At 52.0% G+C, this 19961-nt stretch carries 16 protein-coding genes; 9 read left to right on the top strand and 7 right to left on the bottom strand.

Annotated elements, in window-relative coordinates; genetic code table 11:
• Window positions 1-29 precede the first annotated feature (29 nt).
• Window positions 30-1466, top strand: coding sequence for a DUF1501 domain-containing protein (locus tag Pr1d_RS14160; protein ID WP_148074144.1), 1437 nt, complete (start codon window positions 30-32; stop codon window positions 1464-1466).
• Window positions 1467-1965: 499 nt separating this feature from the next.
• Window positions 1966-3444, top strand: a complete 1479-nt coding sequence (locus Pr1d_RS14155; protein WP_148074143.1) for a DnaA ATPase domain-containing protein — start codon at window positions 1966-1968, stop codon at window positions 3442-3444.
• A gap of 21 nt (window positions 3445-3465) precedes the next feature.
• On the opposite strand, the gene Pr1d_RS14150 is transcribed toward Pr1d_RS14155, so the two are convergent.
• Window positions 3466-4080, bottom strand: a complete 615-nt coding sequence (locus tag Pr1d_RS14150; RefSeq protein ID WP_148074142.1) for a nitroreductase family protein — start codon at window positions 4078-4080, stop codon at window positions 3466-3468.
• A gap of 119 nt (window positions 4081-4199) precedes the next feature.
• Between Pr1d_RS14150 and Pr1d_RS14145 the strand changes: the two genes are divergently transcribed.
• The 3 genes from Pr1d_RS14145 to Pr1d_RS14135 all read left to right on the top strand — a co-directional run bounded on the left by Pr1d_RS14145 (window position 4200) and on the right by Pr1d_RS14135 (window position 7751).
• A complete protein-coding gene (locus tag Pr1d_RS14145) occupies window positions 4200-5102 on the top strand; it encodes a hypothetical protein (protein ID WP_148074141.1) in 903 nt (300 codons plus the stop codon).
• A 217-nt stretch (window positions 5103-5319) separates the two neighbouring features.
• Window positions 5320-6333, top strand: coding sequence for an SMP-30/gluconolactonase/LRE family protein (locus Pr1d_RS14140; protein WP_148074140.1), 1014 nt, complete (start codon window positions 5320-5322; stop codon window positions 6331-6333).
• A gap of 170 nt (window positions 6334-6503) precedes the next feature.
• Entirely contained in the window at window positions 6504-7751 is a 1248-nt protein-coding gene (locus Pr1d_RS14135) for an MFS transporter (protein WP_148074139.1), read from the top strand.
• 22 nt (window positions 7752-7773) lie between these two features.
• Here Pr1d_RS14135 and Pr1d_RS14130 read toward each other — a convergent pair whose 3' ends face one another.
• The 6 genes from Pr1d_RS14130 to Pr1d_RS14105 all read right to left on the bottom strand — a co-directional run bounded on the left by Pr1d_RS14130 (window position 7774) and on the right by Pr1d_RS14105 (window position 14382).
• A complete protein-coding gene (locus tag Pr1d_RS14130) occupies window positions 7774-8724 on the bottom strand; it encodes a phosphatidate cytidylyltransferase (protein ID WP_148074138.1) in 951 nt (316 codons plus the stop codon).
• Window positions 8725-8726: 2 nt separating this feature from the next.
• Entirely contained in the window at window positions 8727-9329 is a 603-nt protein-coding gene (locus tag Pr1d_RS14125) for a lysophospholipid acyltransferase family protein (protein ID WP_148074137.1), read from the bottom strand.
• A gap of 150 nt (window positions 9330-9479) precedes the next feature.
• Window positions 9480-10664, bottom strand: a complete 1185-nt coding sequence (locus tag Pr1d_RS14120) for a glycosyltransferase (protein ID WP_148074136.1) — start codon at window positions 10662-10664, stop codon at window positions 9480-9482.
• Between the two features lie 22 nt (window positions 10665-10686).
• Window positions 10687-12207 (bottom strand): lipopolysaccharide biosynthesis protein, encoded by a 1521-nt coding sequence (locus tag Pr1d_RS14115; protein ID WP_148074135.1) that lies wholly within the window; start codon window positions 12205-12207, stop codon window positions 10687-10689.
• 129 nt (window positions 12208-12336) lie between these two features.
• The gene (locus Pr1d_RS14110; protein WP_148074134.1) at window positions 12337-13188 is read right to left on the bottom strand and encodes a polysaccharide deacetylase family protein; all 852 of its coding nucleotides are present in this window, start codon (window positions 13186-13188) and stop codon (window positions 12337-12339) included.
• An 18-nt stretch (window positions 13189-13206) separates the two neighbouring features.
• A complete protein-coding gene (locus Pr1d_RS14105; protein ID WP_148074133.1) occupies window positions 13207-14382 on the bottom strand; it encodes a GNAT family N-acetyltransferase in 1176 nt (391 codons plus the stop codon).
• Window positions 14383-14818: 436 nt separating this feature from the next.
• Here Pr1d_RS14105 and Pr1d_RS14100 point away from each other — a divergent pair, with 436 nt between their 5' ends.
• Genes Pr1d_RS14100 through Pr1d_RS14085 form a run of 4 tightly spaced genes read left to right on the top strand, consistent with a single transcriptional unit; the run spans window position 14819 to window position 19931 of the window.
• Window positions 14819-16426, top strand: coding sequence for a GumC family protein (locus Pr1d_RS14100; RefSeq protein WP_148074132.1), 1608 nt, complete (start codon window positions 14819-14821; stop codon window positions 16424-16426).
• Window positions 16427-16458: 32 nt separating this feature from the next.
• Window positions 16459-17871, top strand: a complete 1413-nt coding sequence (locus Pr1d_RS14095) for an O-antigen ligase family protein (protein WP_148074131.1) — start codon at window positions 16459-16461, stop codon at window positions 17869-17871.
• Window positions 17872-17907: 36 nt separating this feature from the next.
• Window positions 17908-18702: a WecB/TagA/CpsF family glycosyltransferase gene (locus tag Pr1d_RS14090; RefSeq protein ID WP_148074130.1), complete on the top strand. Its 795-nt coding sequence runs from the start codon at window positions 17908-17910 to the stop codon at window positions 18700-18702.
• A 26-nt stretch (window positions 18703-18728) separates the two neighbouring features.
• Entirely contained in the window at window positions 18729-19931 is a 1203-nt protein-coding gene (locus Pr1d_RS14085) for a sulfatase-like hydrolase/transferase (protein WP_148074129.1), read from the top strand.
• Window positions 19932-19961 lie beyond the last annotated feature (30 nt).

Here is a 19961-nt window from a genome sequence, read left to right as displayed (position 1 = left end):
GGTTGATCTACGAACCCAAGAAAACACTCATGCCCCCTCAACACAACTTCTGCGGTCGCACTCGTCGCGAATTCCTTTGGCAGGCCGGCGCTGGCTTCGGGGCAACAGCCCTAGCTGGATTGCTTTCGAAAGACGGATTCTTCTCCAGCGCCGACGCATCTACGCTCTCACAGAGACCTGCTCCTAGTGCCGCCAAAGCCAAGAGCATAATCTTCCTGTTCATGTATGGCGGACCAAGTCACATCGACACGTTCGACTACAAACCAAGTATGATCGGCATGGATGGCAAAACGGTCGCCGTCAAAACGCATGGCCGCGGGGGGCATAAGAACTCGGGACGTATCGTCGAGCCTCGCTGGAAATTCCGTCAATATGGCGAGTGCGGCAAATGGGTTAGCGATCTATTCCCTCACCTTGCCCACCACGTTGATGACATCGCATTCCTACACTCGATGACTGCCGAATCGCCTATCCATGGCTCAGCGATGTTGATGATGAATTCAGGCAAACTCCAATCGGGGAGCCCCTGCCTGGGGTCTTGGGTGAATTACGGACTGGGAAGCGAAAACAGCAACCTCCCCGGATTTGTTGTGATGCTTGATCCCTCTGGCGGACCAATCTCTGGCGCAAAGAACTGGTCGAATGGCTACATGCCAGCGACCTATCAGGGGACTGTTTTTCGCACCGCAGGGGCACCAATTCTTGATCTTCAGTCGCCCCGCGGAATGACGCGGGAGCTAGAACGCGATCTCCTAGATGCAATTTCTAGTGCCAACGGGAAGCATCTGGCTCTTCGCGCGGACAACAGCGAATTGGCTGCCCGGATTGCCAGCTACGAATTAGCCTACGACATGCAAGTTTCGGCCCCCGAGGCGGTCAACCTCGCTGATGAGACCCAAGCGACGCTCGATCTCTACGGCGTTGGCAAACAGACGACAAACGACTTCGGTACACGCTGCCTACTTGCCAGGCGACTTGTCGAACGAGGTGTACGCTTCATCCAGTTGTACTCGGGGGGTTCACATAACGACCACAACTGGGATGCCCATGGCGACTTGGTGCTCAATCACAACAAGCATGCAGGAGCGACTGACCAGCCCATCGCCGCCCTCCTTGCCGATCTTAAGCAGCGTGGCCTTCTAGAAGAGACCTTGGTAGTTTGGGGGGGAGAGTTCGGTCGCCAGCCCACTGCAGAGTATTCCAAAGGCACCGGTCGCGACCACAACTCGGCAGGCTTTACGATGTGGATGGCAGGCGGCGGTATCCGGGGAGGCGTATCAGTCGGCCAGACCGATGAACTCGGAAGTCGTGCCATTGAGCACGAAATGCACGTCAAGCGCTTGCACGCCACCGTGCTAAGCCAACTCGGCTTTGATCCCAATCGACTCAGCTATTTCTACAACGGACTCGATCAAAAACTAGTCGGCGTCGAACATGTGGAGCCAATTCGGGATATAGTGGCCTAGTCGTTCGTGCTTCAAATCTTTGTATCTGCCGGTGGCCTTGATCCACATGATTGCCAACTAGCGTGAACAAATGTTCTTGCGACCCATTATTTAGTGGGTATCTATTTCGACAAAGGTGTTTGCCGTAAGTGACGTGGATTCTGCCGATTCTTTGTGTTTCTCTAAGGCACTTTTGGTCGTCCACGCAAAACTCATTTGCGGCGAACAGATTATCCACACGGGACGAGGTTCTTCCCAAATTTTTTTTGACACGACAAAGTGTCCAAACCAAGCAAATTCTCGCAGTTCCTTAACAATCCTCAGTTGGACAACTTTGAAATCAATGTCAAGTCCTTCTCGCCGAGTGCTAGCACCCATAAAATCACCCCTTCGCGTGGGAGGAAACATGCCGTCGCACTCACCTCCGGTAATAGTAGGAATCTCTTCGAGGTTGAGTTAGCGAAGATATTCGTCGTGTTCGTGGTTCTCATTGGGCAATAGAGCCAAACAGGAAGTGATCATGGAAGATTCGGACAGGCTGTCCGCGTTGCGCACCGATTTGGTGAATCGACTAGGCAAAGAACGATACGATCTCTGGATAGGCACCCAGACGACGTTCGAGTTTGCTGCCGATACACTTCAAGTTGGTTGTCCAACTGCGTTCGAAGTGCAGTTTTTGCGCCGCCGACTGCATTCGCATCTAGTGGAGGGAGGCTCCTTGATCGCAGGCAAAGAATTCGCCGTCGAATACTTTGTGCGACCTGCGCCACCAGTAGAGTCGACATGCGATCAGCCGATTCACATGCAACAACAATTGTTCGAGGAAGGTCTAAAGACAAACAGTGACCGAGCAGATCTTTCCCAGTCACCAGTTGCGGCCAATCCGAATTGCATCCCCTCAGTTGCGACGATAAGTGGTTCACAAAATCGTCGTAAACCAACTTACTCGAAACCCTCAAAATCAACCTTCTCGGGGTTTGTCACGGGTCCCTGCAATGAACTGGCCCTCCGCACGGCGAAAACCGTTGCCGGCCGCTTGGGACACTATGGGCCTCTGTTGCTTTATGGCCCTGCAGGTGTTGGCAAGACTCACCTCCAGCATGCGATTGTGCAAGAAGTGCGGAGCACCACCCCCCGAATTCGGGCGATTCGACTTACTGCCGAGCAGTTCACGAGCGAGTTTCTCGAAGCACTCAATGGTCGCACTTCTCCGAGTTTCCGCCATAAGTACCGTTCTGTCGACGTCCTGCTGATCGACGATATCCAATTCCTTGTCGGCAAGCGCGCTACTCTCGAAGAACTGCTAATCACAATCGACTCGTTACAAGAACGCGGCAAACAAGTCGTGCTGTCCTGTGCAGGCACGCCTGCGGAGCTGCAAAAGGTGAGTCCTGAACTGGTGACCAAGATTTCGGGAGGGTTGGCCATTCCAATCGAACTACCCGACTACGCCACGCGGCTGGAACTCGTCAGACAGTTTCTCGCTCAGATGCACCCGGTAATTGGCATGTCAATCGACGGCGAAGTCGCTTCACTCATCGCAAATCAGATCGCTGGCAGCGCCCGTCAACTGCGTGGTGCGATCAATCGCCTGATTGTCACCAGCGAGGCTTGGGGCAAGCCACTGACGGCGGACCTTGCTCGTACCGTTCTTGCCGAATACATGCAACAGATTACCCCCTCGGTAAGACTCGCGGACATCCAGCAAGCCGTTTGCAAGGTGTTCCAAGTCGAACCAAGCAGTCTCAAATCGAAAAGCAAATCGCGTACCGTGGCTGAGCCAAGAATGTTGGCCATGTGGCTGGCATGTAGCCTCACTCGCTCCGCCTTGGGTGAGATCAGCGAATACTTCGGACGCCGCAGCCATAGTACGGTGATCTCCGCGCAGCGCCGCATCGACAAGATGGTCAGTCAAGGCACCAGCATTTCAGTAGCCGATCGATCCTGTAAAGTCGAAGAAGCAATTCAGCAAGTGCGGGCGGCATTGAGGATCGCATAGGTTGTCCGAGACGGATTATGGTCACCTGTTCTTTGCTAACTCTGATGCAGTTCCCCACGAATCACTAAAGATAAACTCAGACAATGGCTTGCGCTCTCTTGCCGTTGTGTCACGCTCTTTGTACTTCTCACTGAGATTGTCCGGTTCAGCTGCATAGCCGATGGCTAGCCCTGTCAGAGGCTGCACATCTTCCGGGATGTCGTACAATTCTCTGGCCTTGTCTGGCAGAATGCCGATCATCTGATGAACGAACATGTCCCGTGCTGTTGCCTCGAAAGTAAGGTTGGCACTTGCGAGACCAAGATCGTGGAGGGCTGCGGCGTTAGGCTTGTCATTGCGAGAGAACTTCAGACTCGTGCAGCCCAAGGCGAGTGCGGGTGCAGCTTGGGCCCATTCCTGGTTCCCTTCGACTAGACATGAGAGCATTTGTTGGAAAGCTTCTTTGTCTTCCTTTTTCGCCACGATGTAGCTCCAAGGCTGCTCATTGTAGGACGAAGGGGCCCAGCGCGCCGCTTCGAATAGCGAACGCAAGTCTTCATTGGTAACTGGGCGCTCAGCAAATGCATATGGACTCCAGCGTTTTGTGAGCAATTCGTGAATGGGATGGTCGGGGGTCGCTTGTTTTTGCGTGTTCATATCTCGTTCCTTACTGCTATGAGATGTTTGTCAAAGTTAAGTGTGGCGACTTGCTTCAGCAGTCGTATTATGGTCTCGTAACAATACTCCATGCACACAATCTTACCGGTGAGATGAAGATGAGACAAACTTTCTTTTCAGGCATAGTAGTCGTATTGTTCGCACTCCCAATATATTCCACAGAGTACGGCCAGGAGAAGAGTACTCCACTTGCCGAACTCGACGGTGCATTCATCGCTGCCCACACAGTTGCCAACAAACTGGACCTTGAATCGGGCGGCCCCATCATCCTCCTCCGAGACGGGCAAATCGTCTTGATCAACGACGATACCGAGACTGCCGCTCAAGTGATTCTTTCGGATTACAACGCGTTCAAGACTTTTGCGCATATCCCCGTGGCAATTTATCTATTACTCGGGCCAGAAGGGACTGGTGAAATCGATGACCAGCGACTTATTCAAGTGCGAGACTATCACGATAAACTAGTGAAAGTCGAGAATAACTTCATGGAGATTGATCTGAGCGGAGACAATCTTGATCGCCAGAAAAATATTCTCACCAAATCAAAACGATTTCTTGAGCAGGTTATGCAGCAGAGAATTTGCAGTTCCGCAGAACTACGTTGTTTCACTCGCTGCATGCTGCCAATGATTAAGGAAAACATTGCCTGCGCTGCAGCAAGTCAACTCGACGCGATGCACGCTCAGGTCATGGCTTGGAAAAGAGAAATACCTCCTGCAAAGTGGCATAAATTGCGCGTAGCCATCAAAGGTGCAGTGCTGGCTCGTGACGACAATCTCGCCAAACAGTATTTTGAGCGACTGCTTCGTGTGAAGGGAGAAGGGATGCGGCTTACCTACATGGAACTCTATTTCCCCCCGACGCCGATGCAAACTTTGCTCGCGACTCGCTCGGTTGATCGGGGGATCGGCAATGCCGTATTTGGCGATCCGAACCGGATGTTCCGCGACGTATTGGCCGATGCGGCCAGGGCACATATTAAATGCCTGAAGTTTGAGTAGCCTGCCTCTAAGATTCTCCACTACAAGTCCAAAATAAGTTGTGGCGAATCATTATACGATTCGTATAATGTGCTTCACTGAATGTACTCCAGCTACTGAGAAAACTTGAAAAAGTTTCTCAATAGAGCACGTTAACCAATATCATGAGCCGGCCCGTCCCCGGGCCCGAAATACCGGGGGCGAGGACGCCCCGTCTCGCGTATATAGGAAATAATCAATGCGTATCGCACCCTTCTACTTCTTTTCGGCCGTCATTCTGACTCAACACCTTGCAGCCCAAGAATCTGCCAACTTCCCCACGATCGGTGAGATTGTCAGAGTAGATCCTCTATTGGACGAGCTTATCGCCTCTGACTCTCGCATCGAGGTGTTGGCCTCAGGCTTTGATTGGTCGGAAGGTCCTGTCTGGATTCCCCGCGATGGCGGGTTCTTGCTTTTCTCAGATGTCCCCCAGAACACGATCTTCAAGTGGCAACCAGGTAAAGGAATCTCCACCTACATGAAGCCTTCAGGCTACACTGGAGTGGGCAGTTACAGCAGTGAGCCCGGCAGTAATGGGCTCACCCTCAACCCCGATGGTCAGCTAGTGTTCTGTGAGCACGGTGATCGCCGCGTCTCGGTAATGGTTTGGGGTGAAGGGAAACGAACTCTCGCAGACAACTGGGAAGGAAAGTGGTTCAATAGTCCCAATGATGTTGTTTGCCACTCCAATGGAGATGTCTATTTCACCGACCCTCCCTATGGCCTGCCGAATCGAGAACCTGACGACAAACATGGCTACGGCGGCTGTGGGGTTTTTCGCATTGCAAAGACCGGCAAAGTTTCGCTTCTCACCGACGAAATGACGCGACCTAATGGCATTGTCCTCTCTCCCGACGAAAAGACTCTCTACGTCGCTCAGAGTGATTCGAAAGCTCCGATTATTCGGGCCTTCGACTTGAAAGATGACAGCACTTTGACCAATAGCCGAATCTTCTATGATGCCAGTAGTGAATATGGAAAGCGGAAAGGCTCGCCAGATGGAATGACCATCGACGCCCAAGGCAATTTATTCGCGACCGGCCCCGGAGGTGTTCACGTTATTTCGCCTGAAGGAAAACTGCTGGGTAGAATCGACACGGGTGAAGCAACCGCGAATTGCTGCTGGGGCGACGATGGATCGGTGCTATATCTAACTGCCGACATGTACCTGTGTCGCGTACAGACGAAAACCATGGGAAAACCATGGTGACGGTAGCATCCTAGTGAACCCTTAATGGAGTTTTTTGGTCTGTTCGTGGCATAAGGTGAGCACTGCCCGCCAAGTTTGAACCGCGATACTGTTGATCAGTACCTGCCTCATTTTTTTGGATAGGTCCGTGTGCCGCCAAGCGGCGATTCTACGAAGGATATGGAATTAACATGAGTCAAGGAGCAGTACTTGAAGTCGACTACCGCCCCAGCTTGCTCGAACGGTTGGGCGTTGTGTTTCTCCTGCTGTTAGCATCCCATTTTGTGGTCGATGCTCTGGCAACATTGCTTCCATCGAGCCTAGGTCTGATTGAAGTTCGAAGCGGTTTGAGCCACTCACAAGCCGCCTGGCTTTTGGGTTTGGGCTCATTTACTTCAGGTCTTGCTCAACCCCTCTGTGCACTGATAAGCGACCGGCTGAGAACGAGAGTCTTAACCGTCGTGGGAATTACCGTAGCAGGAATTGGTTTTGCAATGCTAGGCCTCACTACGAATGCAATCGCCCTATCGACAATCTATGTCCTGGGAATGATCGGTGTGGGTATATTCCATCCTATCGCAGCTACTACTGTTGCCCAACTTCACTATCATCGCCGCAATTCAGCTACGGGCATCTTCTTCGTGGCAGGGATGATCGGAGGAGTATTCGGAGCTATTCTTTGGCCACGATGGTTATCTACCACCGGTGGATTCGGAAACTTGCCGTTGATGGTTGCTCCAATCTTAATACTTGCTTTCTTCTTGCATCGCAAGCTTTTGGTACTCCCTCCCATCAAGCAGCACCAGTGGCATACTGCCGATTTGAGCCTTTTGCGCGGCAATTGGGCGAACATCATCGTGTTGTACGCTGCCTCTGCTATGCGGTATTGCATAAATACCTCGCTCGTATACTTGTTCGTACGTTGGACAGAGCAAGTGATTTCTCTCGAACATGCCTCTATGAGTGCAGAAGCAGTGGCAAAGCAGGCGGCACCGATCGTGGGGAATCTCAACGCCTGTATGATTCTCGGTATGGCGATAGGTGGCCTCATGGGAGGCACTTTCGTGGCACCGGGCCGTGAAAAATGGCCGCTCGTATGGGTTCCCTTGTGCTTTTGCCCTGTGTTGGCACTATTCCCTCACCTAAGTATTCAGGCGAGTTACGTATTGGCCGTGATGGCAGGTGTGGGCTTTGCTTCCATGATTCCCGTCACTGTCGCTTTGGCTCAGCATCTCTTGCCACACCGGGCAAATTTCGCCTCCAGCTTAATGATGGGCGGGGCCTGGGTTGTGGCCACGATCGGCCCACGCTCGGCAGAATTTGGCGTTACTCACCTAGGAATTGAAACCACGTTTGCGCTGCTAGCCGCCGTGCTGGCCATTTCAGGTATTGTCTGCTGTTTGTTTCGAGAGCCCAAAGGGCTGACGGTGGCTCCTTGATTGAGCGGTCGAACGGATAACCTCAGCCGGCTGCCCTACCAAAGAACACGAGCGTGAGATGGTAGAACACCGGTGCCGCAAAACAAATGGCATCAATTCGGCTCAACACGCCGCCATGACCCTCGATAAGCGTACCTGAGCGTACTTCCCCTCGATCTTTCCGGATAGCTGCCATGGTCAATGCACCAGCCGAGGACATCATTGAGATCAATATCGACATGGTGGCCACTTGCCAGAGGTATTTGAAAGGTGTGGCCCAGAACAACAGCGACCCCAGCAAGGCCGTTGCAGCTGCTCCCCCGACGACCCCTTCCCAGGTGCGAGATTCATCGATGGTTTCAGTGATCAGATGCTTACCAAAGAGCCGGCTGCAAAGGAACTGTGCCAACTCAGAAAAGAGCACCATCGTGATGAAGAAGAACAGGAGCCGAGCACTTGCCGATTCATCTCCCTCGGTACTCTGACACTCAAGAAACAACAAAGCCGGTACAAAGCTCAAACAGTAGACACAAACGAACAGGCCGAACTGAATCTTGGCGATGCGTTCCAAAAAGCGATGGTAGTCACCCGAGATGGCAGCCCGAGCTGCAATGAATAGAAAAGCATACACAGGGATCAGCACGCTATAGAGCGAATACATGTTGAATCCTACGAGAACGAACTGAGCAGGGGTAAACAAAAAGAATACCCAAAAGAGTGCTCGATGGTCGCCCATCGTGGTGGGGGTCAGTGTGATGTATTCACGCAATGCCCAAAAGGCTAGCATGCCAAATAGAACGACGGTGAGGATGGGATGGAAAAAGGAGATTCCCAGCACGATTGAAAAAAACCACCAAGCCTGAATGCGACTATTAAACGCATCAACGGCCTTTCCGTCGAGTCCCATGCTTGTTTGTCGTTTCAGCCATTGACCGCCAAGTGTTGCCAGTGACAAAAGGGCCAACACCGTGCCCAATAATGCCCAGTCTCTCATGCTTAGTTTTCCTTCAGACTGAGTACGGCATCTCGTGCGCGGGCCAGAAAATCGATCTTCGGTTCACCCGCCTCAAGCCAAATGGGTGGGCCAAATGTCAGAGACGACAACAGTGGTACGGGGAGGAATTCTCCCCGTGGCAGGATTCGATTCATATTGTTGATGTACACGGGGATCAGTTCCAGATCAGGGCGTTTCTTTCCTAGATAATAGAGTCCACTCTTGAACTCCCCCACTTCTTCGCCTGGACTTCTGCCCCCTTCAGGGAACAGAATGAGCGAATGCGTCTTACCGATTTCGCGCAGCATCATGTCGACAGGGCTCTGATGAACTTTGATTTCCTTGCGGTCGATCAACATCGCATTAAACACTTTGGCCAGATGGCGACGAATTGAGCCACCTTCCCAATAGTCCTTGGCTGCGATTGGTCGGGTCAAATGTCGCACGTCCGCCGGCAATGCGGACCATACTAAGACCACATCAAGATGACTCGTGTGATTGGCGAAATAGACTCGCTGGCAAGTATCGGGCTGCGAGTCCACCCAGCGCACGCTCACGCCGCTGATGATTCTAGCGGTCCAGGTTAAGAGCGTTTCAGTAAACATACACTACGTCGATCTCAAGACTCAAGGTTGGCTGCCTAGCCGGACCGCCACGCAGTCCGGGAGAATTAAGTCCCGGAGAACCTAAGTCATGCTGCCCTAAACCCTCTATCCTAACTGGCCGTACGAGAGCACGGTAGCCTCTCTCACTCATCATTGGGCACTAAAAGGAACTTGGGGGCGAATGGGAGTGTGAACCGTCACTGTGCTTCCTTTTGCCGCAACCAAAGTGCGAACCAAATTTTCGTAGCCGTGGACCATCGAGTCCAAAGACCATTTTTCTCTCGTTCGACTTCGGCCGGCTTTCCCAAGTTGGCTTCTAAATTCCTCGTCGGCAAGCAACTCCAATGTCTTAGAGACAAATGCCTCCATATCTCCAGCAGGGAAGAGCTTGCCGGTCAATCCTTCGAGAACCGTCTCACCCACAGATCCCACATCTGCCGATACCACAGGGACTCCACAACTGAGTGCTTCGAGAATCGATACTGGACTGGCCTCATTGTGTGAAGTAAGCGCTACAACGTCGACAGCTTGCAAAACACGTTCAACATCGGAACGGGAGCCAAGGAAATGGGTAACCTCTTCGATGCAGAGAACCTTCGCTTGCTTTGTTAATTGTTCTTGCAATGGGCCATCGCCTATCACAAGAAACTGTGCACTAGGTTCAGCTTGTAGAATCCTCGCCGCTCCTTCAAGAAACAAAGCATGGTTCTTTTCAGGTCTCAGTGCGGCCAGAATCGCCACTACCTTTGAATCGAGTGGCAATCCAAGCTCGCGACGAACTGCTAGCTTGTCGCCAGGACGAAAGCGAGTCGTATCCACGCCATTGAAGATTGTGTGGACTTTAGAAGGTGGGAAACCTTCGCCTTCGACAAGATGCTTAGTGTGCGCTTGGGCGACTCCTACGAACGCATCGGTTAGTGGTGTAAGTAACCTATTCAGCCGACCAATCGAATCTGGCCAGCCTGTACTGTGCAAGGCGGAAATCACCACACGGACTCCGGCCAGTTTTGCTGCCAATCGGCCCCAAAACATTTTATCGCCGGCTCCAACGGTAACAACGGCATCGATATTCCTCGTCCGCATCAGTTTCCACAATCGATACAAGACACGTAAGTCGAACTTATTGGCTAGAAGGTTGCAGTAAACCGGAATCTCCGTCGCCAATTGTTCTCCTAGAGGACCGCGGTCTTTCAAGCAGGCAATTTCCGGGAGAAATTGTTGTCTGTCCAAACGACGCACTAGATTCATCAGCAGAGTTTCCGCTCCACCGACAGGCATACTGGTCACGAGAAACAGTACTCGAATCCGTCTTTCACGCATATTTCCGATACTCATGGCAAATTACCAGGCTAGAACTTCAGGAACTGAGGTTAATAGGCACCAACTTGGGAACAAGCGACTTAAGTTTATTCTTGCCCACTTCAATAAGTTGCTGCAATTCCTGACGTTCCTCGCTGTCAAACACTCGGCTTGTCACTAGTGACAAGCCCAATACAAAGATGAGGCATCCTATCGAAATCATGATGCCAAAGCCGAGTGATATCGGTAGAAAGGAAATCAGCCAAGTTCCGCTGTCCACCTTCATTCCAAAACGACCGTTAAGGAGATGCAGAGTTGAGAGACAGAGGATTGTAGATAGGGCAGTTGCCAAAACCGCGCCATAGAGGCCCCAAATAGGCACGAGCACTAGGTTTAGCAATACATTCACTCCCAAACCGACCGCCAACGGCACCGCTGCCAACCGAGGGTGTTCTGCGCACCACAAATAACACTGGGCGATTACATAAACCCCTGAGATCACACATCCTGCCAACGTCCATGGCATGACTGATAATCCGGCACTATAGCGACCTTCAAGGACAGTGCCAAACATAAAGGGGCCAAACATCAAGATACATATCCCCACCACCTGCATTCCCAAACCGGTCAGCTTGACCGCCAGATTGATCTTCTTGGCAACCATCTGACGGAGCCCCAGTTCCCAGTCATGGCTCAAATGGGGCATGATCAGTCCGCTCAACAAGTCTGCAAACGAAACCAACAGTAGCGGTATGATACGACTACTGTGATAGTGCCCTACCTGTTCCAATGCAACTTCAGGCGACATGCCACTCCAGTGCAAGATCATGGTTCGATCGACCACGGCGAACAGATGTGAGAGCAGATTTGTTACCCAAACAAAGAAAGCGAATCGAAGTAAACGACCCCAGAATTCAGCATGTGGAACGTCCTCACTAGCCTGACTCGAAGTATGGCAACCGGGCCAGATATAAATCAGAGCACCTAGCGATGCTGCCAAGCACGCCAGACCATATCCACCGACAATGCTCATCACGTGGGGAAACGAGTACAACAAACTAAGCGTCAGGGCGGCAAAGAGAAAACTTTGAGCAAAATTCATCACAGTCACTACGCGAAACAATCGCAATGCTGTCAGCAATGACGTCAGCGTGTGATGCAGAATCACTGCAGCTAAACAGCCTGCAATGAAATAGATGGTAGTAGCATGCTCTCTCGAGCCAAACACAAGATTGGCAAACTGTGGAGCAAACCCAACAAGTACTCCGATTGCTAGTGCACTGCAAACAAACGTCCAGAGCGTTGTGCGTCGCAGGAAAGTACCCAATTGGCCACGTTGTCGATAATGTTCGAGATACCTCCCATACGATCCCGGAATTCCTAAGACAGCCAAGGGAGCAAAGAGCAGCAGAAAGCTATAGGCCATCTCCCACTCACCCAGAGTTTCTGGAGTAAGCCATCGGCAGAAAAGTACTCCACGGCCCAAGCCGATACTTCGCTGGAGGATCGTTGCCAGCAAGAGTATGACAACGCTTGCCGTCAACGTATCGCAACGCATGCGGGCATGCGGCTCATTCATCGTCGTTGATGGGGCAGTCTTGGTAATGGGTGAAGTCCTCAATCCTTGTTGGAACGCCTTAGCCGAACCGCCACGCGGTCCCGCACTTCTCCCGAAGGTTTGCCACGGCGGACGCCTCCGGCTAGGGAACTAAAACCGATCCCGATAGTTTCCTGGCGAGAAAGGGCGTTCGCGGCGAAGTTTGCGTGGATCGATAGTTAGCCAGTTGAGGAAGCGAGTCCACTGAGGATCGCCATTGATTCGTTGAATGTGAAAAGAATCATCCCCCGGCAGATTGTAGCCGCCATAAGCGGAGCAAACTCCCCAATAGCCCGCCTGAAAAGCAACTTCAAATGCCTCAGCGGTCATATTCTCCGGCAGACCGAAAGGAAACGCAAAGTATCGCACAGGCTTTTCAATCATCGATTCCAATTCGAGCTTCGCACCCACTAGTTCGTCATACAACTCTTCCACGGAATCAATCTGTCCGAAATCCGCATGTGTGCGACTATGGGCACCTATATCTATACCCTGGTCGGACATTTCACGGATTTCGTCGACAGTGTTCGGAGCGAGAGGGCAATTACGATCTATGTCATGAGAAAACGGTTCTCCTGTGACCAGATTCTGGCTTGTCACGAAATAAGTCACAGGAATCTTGCGTTCGATCAACCATGGGATTGCCTTCTCGCAGTTCTCTGCGTAGCCATCATCGAATGTGACACAAGCTGTGGGACGTTGGTTTTCATCCTTGCCTATACGCCGTTGGGCTTCGTCGAGACTTACCATCTCAAATCGCTCTTGAAGCCATTCCATTTGTGCACGAAAGCGATCCCAGGAGATCGTCCAAGGGTTAGGATTCTCATCTGCCACGCGGTGATACATCAAGGAAACAATGGGAACACGGCCGCTCGATTGACGCCTAGTGGCGGAGTGCTTTCTTTTTGGCAACGTCGCGAGGTAATAGATTCCCAGCATCTGGCTTCTACAAGTATCTAGCATGGTTCACTCCCAGGGTGTCTAGCTAAGCAAGTTGGCAAATTGATTCAAGAGTCGGCCAGCGTTTCTCAGACCGCTCGATGACAAGGATCGCCATCGGGCTCGAATTCGCGGTGAAACGACTTGGATATTCACGGTCTGGCGCGGTATAGCTCGCCAGTGAGGCTTGTAAGGTTCATCCCCTCGCAACAAATCGAACTCCTGCTGTCCCTCCGCAATGGCCTGCTGCACACATCGGATCATAGAGAGTCGTCCGGGCTCCTCCTCGCAGCGATCAGGGTCAAGTCCTCCTTGATATACGTAGAGGATATCTGCAGCTGCAAAGTGGTATTCAGCGGCGATGGCTTCGCCATCAAGTTCGAGGACCGACAATCGCAACTTCCCAGACTTCAGCAGTTGCCGGGCAACGTCTCGATGAAAAGCTGCCCATTGTCTTGATGCGAAGCAGCCTGGCTCGCCAAGACTCTGGCGACGACGTTGATGAAGATCAATTAAAGTCTCCCAAGCCTGATCGAATTCTGTTTCTGATTCCACCAGATGCCAGCTTGCGCGGTCACTTTGCAGGACGCGGCTATCCAGGCGGCGAAGTTGTTTGCGATGTGATTTAGACTGCATCGCCAGAAACTCATCCCAAGTGGCAGGGAGTTGAATTGACCAGCAATTCGGTCCTAGCTGGCGGCTGATATGAGAACCGCGATTCTTTAATTTCGCAAGCGCTTTGCCGAGGACTGTGCTCTCCTCATCAAGGACATCGAGGTTCCAGGTATCCCAAGAACTAGCTTCTGACGCCAAATACTGAGCTATAGACTCTGCGACGCGATCCGCGTCGTTCTCTACGCAGAGCAATTCGAGGTGTTCGCTACAAACTTCTCCGTCGCCCAGCATGTGCAGCACGTTGCCTTGCCAGCGGGTTGATTCCAAATAGCAAGGCAAGATTCCAAGAAGTGCCTGAGGAGTGCGGCAGTAGTCTTGGGTCGTGGCTACGAAGTTTGCTTCATTCCTCGCACTGTTTGTTTCTGCGGAGTCTTCAAATACTAACAGCACTGTTAGTTTTCGTGAGTCGAGGTCAACTCCGTAGTGCTTCCACCACGTGCTGAGCCAAGTCCAACACCGAAAAACGCACCCACCGGCCAGTTCATCCCACCGCTCTTGATACTCAAGCAGGTCTTCGAATTGTTCTACACGTTTTATATTCATCGTTGCTTTTTGGCTTATTTTCCGACAGATCCCAACGGCCGTTGGAGAGCGCCTACGTTTACAAGGCCTCAGACGAGGATTCGACCGGGTAATATGTCAGATGAATTGGTACTCAAACTTAGGCCAAGAAATGCGACCTTTGGCTCGTGTTGTGTTCAAAAGCGACGTTGGATCTCTTCACCTTGTTGATTTCTTGCATCATGCCATCACGACGAACCGTGTATTGGCTTTCACCCGTATTTGCCATCAAAAAAAGCTATCTTCCGCTAGTGTAGACAGAAATCTCACATGGCAGAGGATAGACGAATCCAATCAGGGCCGTGAGCGGCCCGGTAATTGCATTCGATGTTATCGGTGAAGTAGAAGCAAAGAACTGCAGTGCCGTCAGAATTGATACATCCGAATCTGCCGACCCTAATCGCCTGAGGATACACCGATGAACGAAAAGCCGACGATAGCCACCACACCATTGACGCCGCAAGATTGTTGGAAACTATCGCTCGAGCACCGCCGCACGTTGGTGTTGATCACGGGTACTTGCTTCGTGGTATCGCTACTGTATGCCTTATTCATGACTCGCGAGTGGGAAGCGACACAAGGACTTGTCGTCCGTGATGAGGCGTCGGCAAGCTCAGTAAAGCAGCCTGGAAAGTTCGCTGACCTATATGAGATGCGCACCTTTCAAGAAACAATTCTAGAAGTCGCCAAAAGTCGCCAAGTACTCTCAGCTACGCTGAAAGCAGTCGCAGCTAACGGCTCTAGCAGAACGTCCGAGGAGCCATCTGCAGAAGCGATCGAAAAACTTCGTAAACGGATGAGTATGCTACCTCCCAACGGAGCCGAGTTTGGCAAGACTGAGGTGTTCTATTTGGCGGTCAAAGATCCGAATCGTCAGCGAGCTATTCAGCTGGTTGAAGAACTCTGCTCTCAACTGAGTGCCCGACTCGGACAATTGAGAACCGAACGTTCCCAAGGCTTGATTTCCGAGATTAATAAGCAGGTCGAACTCGCCAGCCAGAATCACGAACAGGAAAACGCCCGACTTATCACGTTCGAATCCGAAGTGGGCGCCGATCTCGGCGAACTTCGCCTACTACATTCTGCATCGGGTGGACAAAGCGACTTGCGGCAGCAGGTGGTCGAGATGGAGCAGGAAACACGCCTCAATGAGGCTCGATTGCGTCAAGCTGAAGAACTGTTGGTGGTTCTCAAGGCTGCCCAGGGGGACCCGGCCCAATTGATCGCCATGCCAAGTAGTCTGCTCAGTTTTCAGCCCACACTCCAACGACTCAAAGATGGTCTGGTAGATGCTCAATTACAGGCTTCTCGGCTAAGTGGTATGCGCACCGCTGACCATCCTCATGTCCAAGCCGCAGAGGAATCCGTGGTTAGTATTCGTGAGGACTTGCACAGTGAATTGGATGTCGCTATTGAAGGGCTGGAAATTGAGATCGACCTAAGCCGTAATCGGCAGGATGTGCTTCATAAGCAGCTTGCAGACCTACAGGTCCGCCTGAGTCACCTTGCGGAGTTGCGAGCTGAGTATTCCAGTCGAGTTGCTACGGTTGAAAATAGCCGAGCTACATTGAGCCAAGTTCACAAACAATTGAGTGAAGTGCGCGCAGAACAAGTCGCAGCCCAAAGTGCCCTCCTTGTCACTCCTTTTGACAAGGCCGATACAGGTCCTTATCCAGTAGGTATCGGCCGCGCCACGGTACTGGGCATCGGAACCCTCGGGGGATTCGTGTTAGGAATAGGGTGGTTATTCCTGACAGTGAACCCAACTCCATCAAGACCAGTTGCAGAAGAAACCGAAAATCTATTGGCAGCTCCGCAGCAGAAAAGATATTTACGGCGTACCCCATCAGAAAAAGTTCAGGCAGCCATCGCGGCGACTAAGCTCTCGGCACAACTTGCAAAGCCCCATAGGAGTTGGTGCGACTTGGATTGCTTTGAATCCCAGGCAAGCGGGGAAAACTATGTAACACGGCTCCAAATAGAGGCTCCTACTAGCTATTCCACTTCGACTGGGATCTGTTCGTAGTCTTGCCTAGATTCTGCTTACGAATTGAATTTATGGTTATCCTCATCGCAATTTTTGCTCTAGCTTTCCTTTCATGGGTATTCGTCTATGCCCGATTTGGGACGTTGTTACTTGGTTGTACTCTGTTTGTGACTTTGGGATATGTACTCACACGCGATGTATGGCAATTTCATCTTGGCCCAATCCCGCTCACAATAGATCGCTTAGTGCTTTCGGCAATGGTTGTCCTTTTCGCTTGGCGTTGGCGACGGGGGCAGTTGACTTGTAAGCCATTGGGGATCGTTGATTTGCTTGGTGGACTCTTGGTCGCTTACCTTGTCGTTCGCTGGGCATTCACAGAAGCGCCCCCGTCGGCGGCAAGTAGTGTGTCTCCTTCTTGGCGACTTATAGCTAGTTTCTTGATGCCTGCAGTTCTGTATGGCATTGTACGAAACTCGGAACTTAACTTCCGCCAATGGAAATGGCTCCTCGGTGGGTTGACAGTATTCGGTCTCTATTTAGCCATTACCGGCATCGCGGAGGTGAAGGGGCAATGGTGGGCCGTTTTTCCGCGGTATATCGCCGACCCAACTCTAGGTGCTCACTTTGGACGTGCCCGTGGCCCGGCACTGATGTCGGTTAGCTTGGGCGTTTACCTCACAATTTGCTTTTGGGCAGCTTGGTTTTTGTGGGCGGAGATGGGCCGCCGAGGACGGATGTTATTAATGTGCGTCATGCCGCTTATGGCCCTCGCACTGTACTATACCTACACTCGTTCTTGTTGGCTTGGCTTGGCAGTCGGTCTGGCCGTTATCCCGCTCATACAGCTCCCGCGGACGTGGCGTCCGTTGTTTGCAGCCGGGCTGGCAGTGACCACCTGCTTGGCGGCACTGTTCGTCGGCGGCAATCTCATCAACATGGGTCGGCAAGATTCCAATGGCTCCGCAAGCCACTCCGTGTTCCAGAGAGAATCGTTCGCAGTGGTTTCACTGAGAATGTTTGAAGATGCCCCGCTTTTTGGCTGCGGGTTCGGGCGGTTCTATGACAAGAAAATGCCCTATCTCAACGAACGTAGTCAACAGATCGAACTCGAATCCATCCGAGGCCTCGACCACCACAACACCTACTTGAGCATCCTCACCGAAACGGGACTAATTGGTTTCATTCTTTTTCTTGCCCTTTTGTTTGCCTGGATGAGATTGGCATGGATGCTGGCTCATGACAACACGAGGCCAGCATGGATGCGAGCTCAAGGCATGCTCAACTTGGCAGTGCTCATTACCTATTGTGTCAACGCTCTCTTTCATGACCTTACGCTTCTGCCGAGCGAACAGTGGACTTTATGTCTCATAACAGGAATCTCTGTGGGAATCACGAGTACTGCTCGGCATTCTGTCACAAATTCTTACCTAGCCGGAACGCCACGCGTTCCAGGATTCCCCGGAGGCAAGTGTGCCACCGGCTAGGGATACCATTGCTATTTATCGATGGGGATCATACCAATGAATACAATTTCACTTTTTGGCATGAGGATTCATGCTCTGAATATGTCTGCCGCTGTGGAGAAGGTACTCGATTGGTGCCGCGAGCCGCTTGCCGGTTCCTGCCGATTTGTGGTGACTCCTAATGTGGACCATGCGGTCATGTACCAATCATCCACAGGTCTCCGCAAAGCGTATGGCAAAGCCTCCCTGGTCCTGGCCGATGGGGCGCCGATCGTTCTGGCCTCCAAATTGCTGGGGCGTCCGCTTCCTGAACGCGTGGCGGGAAGTGACCTCGTGCCCGCAATTTTTGATCGGCAAGCGACATTTCAATCGACAATGAACAGGCCACTTCGTGTTTTCTTCCTTGGTGCCGGCCCAGGGGTTGCAGTGCGGGCTGCACACGCTACCCACCAGCGTTGGCGACAAGTCGATGTCGTAGGAACCTATTCGCCACCATCGGGTTTCGAGCGAGATACGCTCGAAAGTAAGCGAATACTGCAGAGAATCGCCGAGTCTCAACCCGATCTCCTGCTAGTTGGTTTCGGAGCACCCAAGCAGGAACTTTGGGTTGAGCGTCATTCCGGGCAAATAGAGGCAAAGGTTGCTCTCTGCGTAGGAGCCACGATAGATTTTCTCGCCGGGGAAAAGTCGCGGTCTCCGCAATGGATGCGAGAAAATGGACTCGAGTGGCTTCACCGACTTGTTTCAGAGCCGCAACGGCTGGCCAAGCGTTACTTCCGTGATGCGCTGATTTTTCCACAGCTTGTTTGGCAAGAGTGGCGTAAAGGCAAGGCTTCGGGCGCTGCAAACTAGCGAATAAATCGACTATAGTGCAAAGCATGGAAAATCGCTTGGCATTAGTAATTGTTGTTGATGGACTCCGTGCCTCTGCATTGGGGACCTACGGAAACATAATCTACCCGACACCCTACTTGGACGCTTTAGCGGCTCGCTCCTTGGTCGTCGAGTGGTTGCTGGCAAGCTCCCCTGATTTATCAGATTACTATGAAGCTGTCTGGCATGATCTGCCAAACAATCTTTATGAGTCGAACGTGCGCTCCTGGCTACTTACCGATGACCACTTGATTGCAAAGCGAGCTGAGGAAGGGTGTTTCACTGAAGTATTCCTCTATGAATCACCGGCTAAGGCCTCGGCTTCTGAGGTCGACCAGTCACATTTCGCTCGGTTCTTTGACCAGGCCAGCGAACAGCTCGCCCAATGGCAAGCAGAAGCATCCAAGCTGAACACCCATGGTCTGCTTTGGGTACATTTGCAGGGACTGAGTGGACCTTGGGATGCGCCACTGGAAATGCGATCTCACTTTTTGGATGAAGAAGATCCAACTCCGCATCCCATTGTTGAACCACCTGCCGCAATCGAAATTGGCGAAGATCCCGACGAGCTATTAAGTTACCAAGTAGGTTATGGTGCCCAGGTACAATTGCTAGATTCTTGCATAGCTGGATTTGTCGATACCTTTGAGAAAACTGGATCATCAGCAGAGCTGTTCACCATGGTTACTGGTTCAAGCGGTTTCGCATTGGGGGAGCACCGCATGGTCGGTCACGAGGTGAGTCAATTGTATAGCGAACAACTTCATTTGCCTTGCCTCGTATCGGTGGGAAACAGAAAAGCACCGTTACCCCGCGTGAGAGGCTTTGTTCACCCTTGCGACCTCCGTGCAACCCTGCTCGATTGGTTAGGAGTTGTCGATACAACGGAAGATTCCTCAGAATCGCTCTTGCGTTATTTGGCCGGCGAAGAAGTGAGAATTCGACAACTCGCGCTGGCCTATGATACGGCAGGCCAGTGGATGATCCGATCACCGGCATGGATGTTGAAAACCTCCTCAGACGAAGGCACGGCCCAACTCTTCGTCAAGCCAGACGACCGCTGGGAGGCAAATGATGTCGCTTCCCGTTGCGGAGAGATCGTTGAGCAACTCAACCAATTGCTTACAACCTGTCAGGTTCAAGGCAAGGAAGGCTTGGATTTCCGCAAAATCGAGCTCGCAGAAGATCTGATTTCCCCCCGTCGCTAGCACGAACTAGTGGCTGTGCTAGCTCTGGCA

It is taken from the genome of Bythopirellula goksoeyrii, from assembly GCF_008065115.1.
In the GTDB taxonomy this organism is placed as follows: Bacteria; Planctomycetota; Planctomycetia; order Pirellulales; family Lacipirellulaceae; genus Bythopirellula; species Bythopirellula goksoeyrii.
Note: the sequence above shows the minus strand (reverse complement) of the source record. Positions and strands in the feature narration are given on the sequence as shown.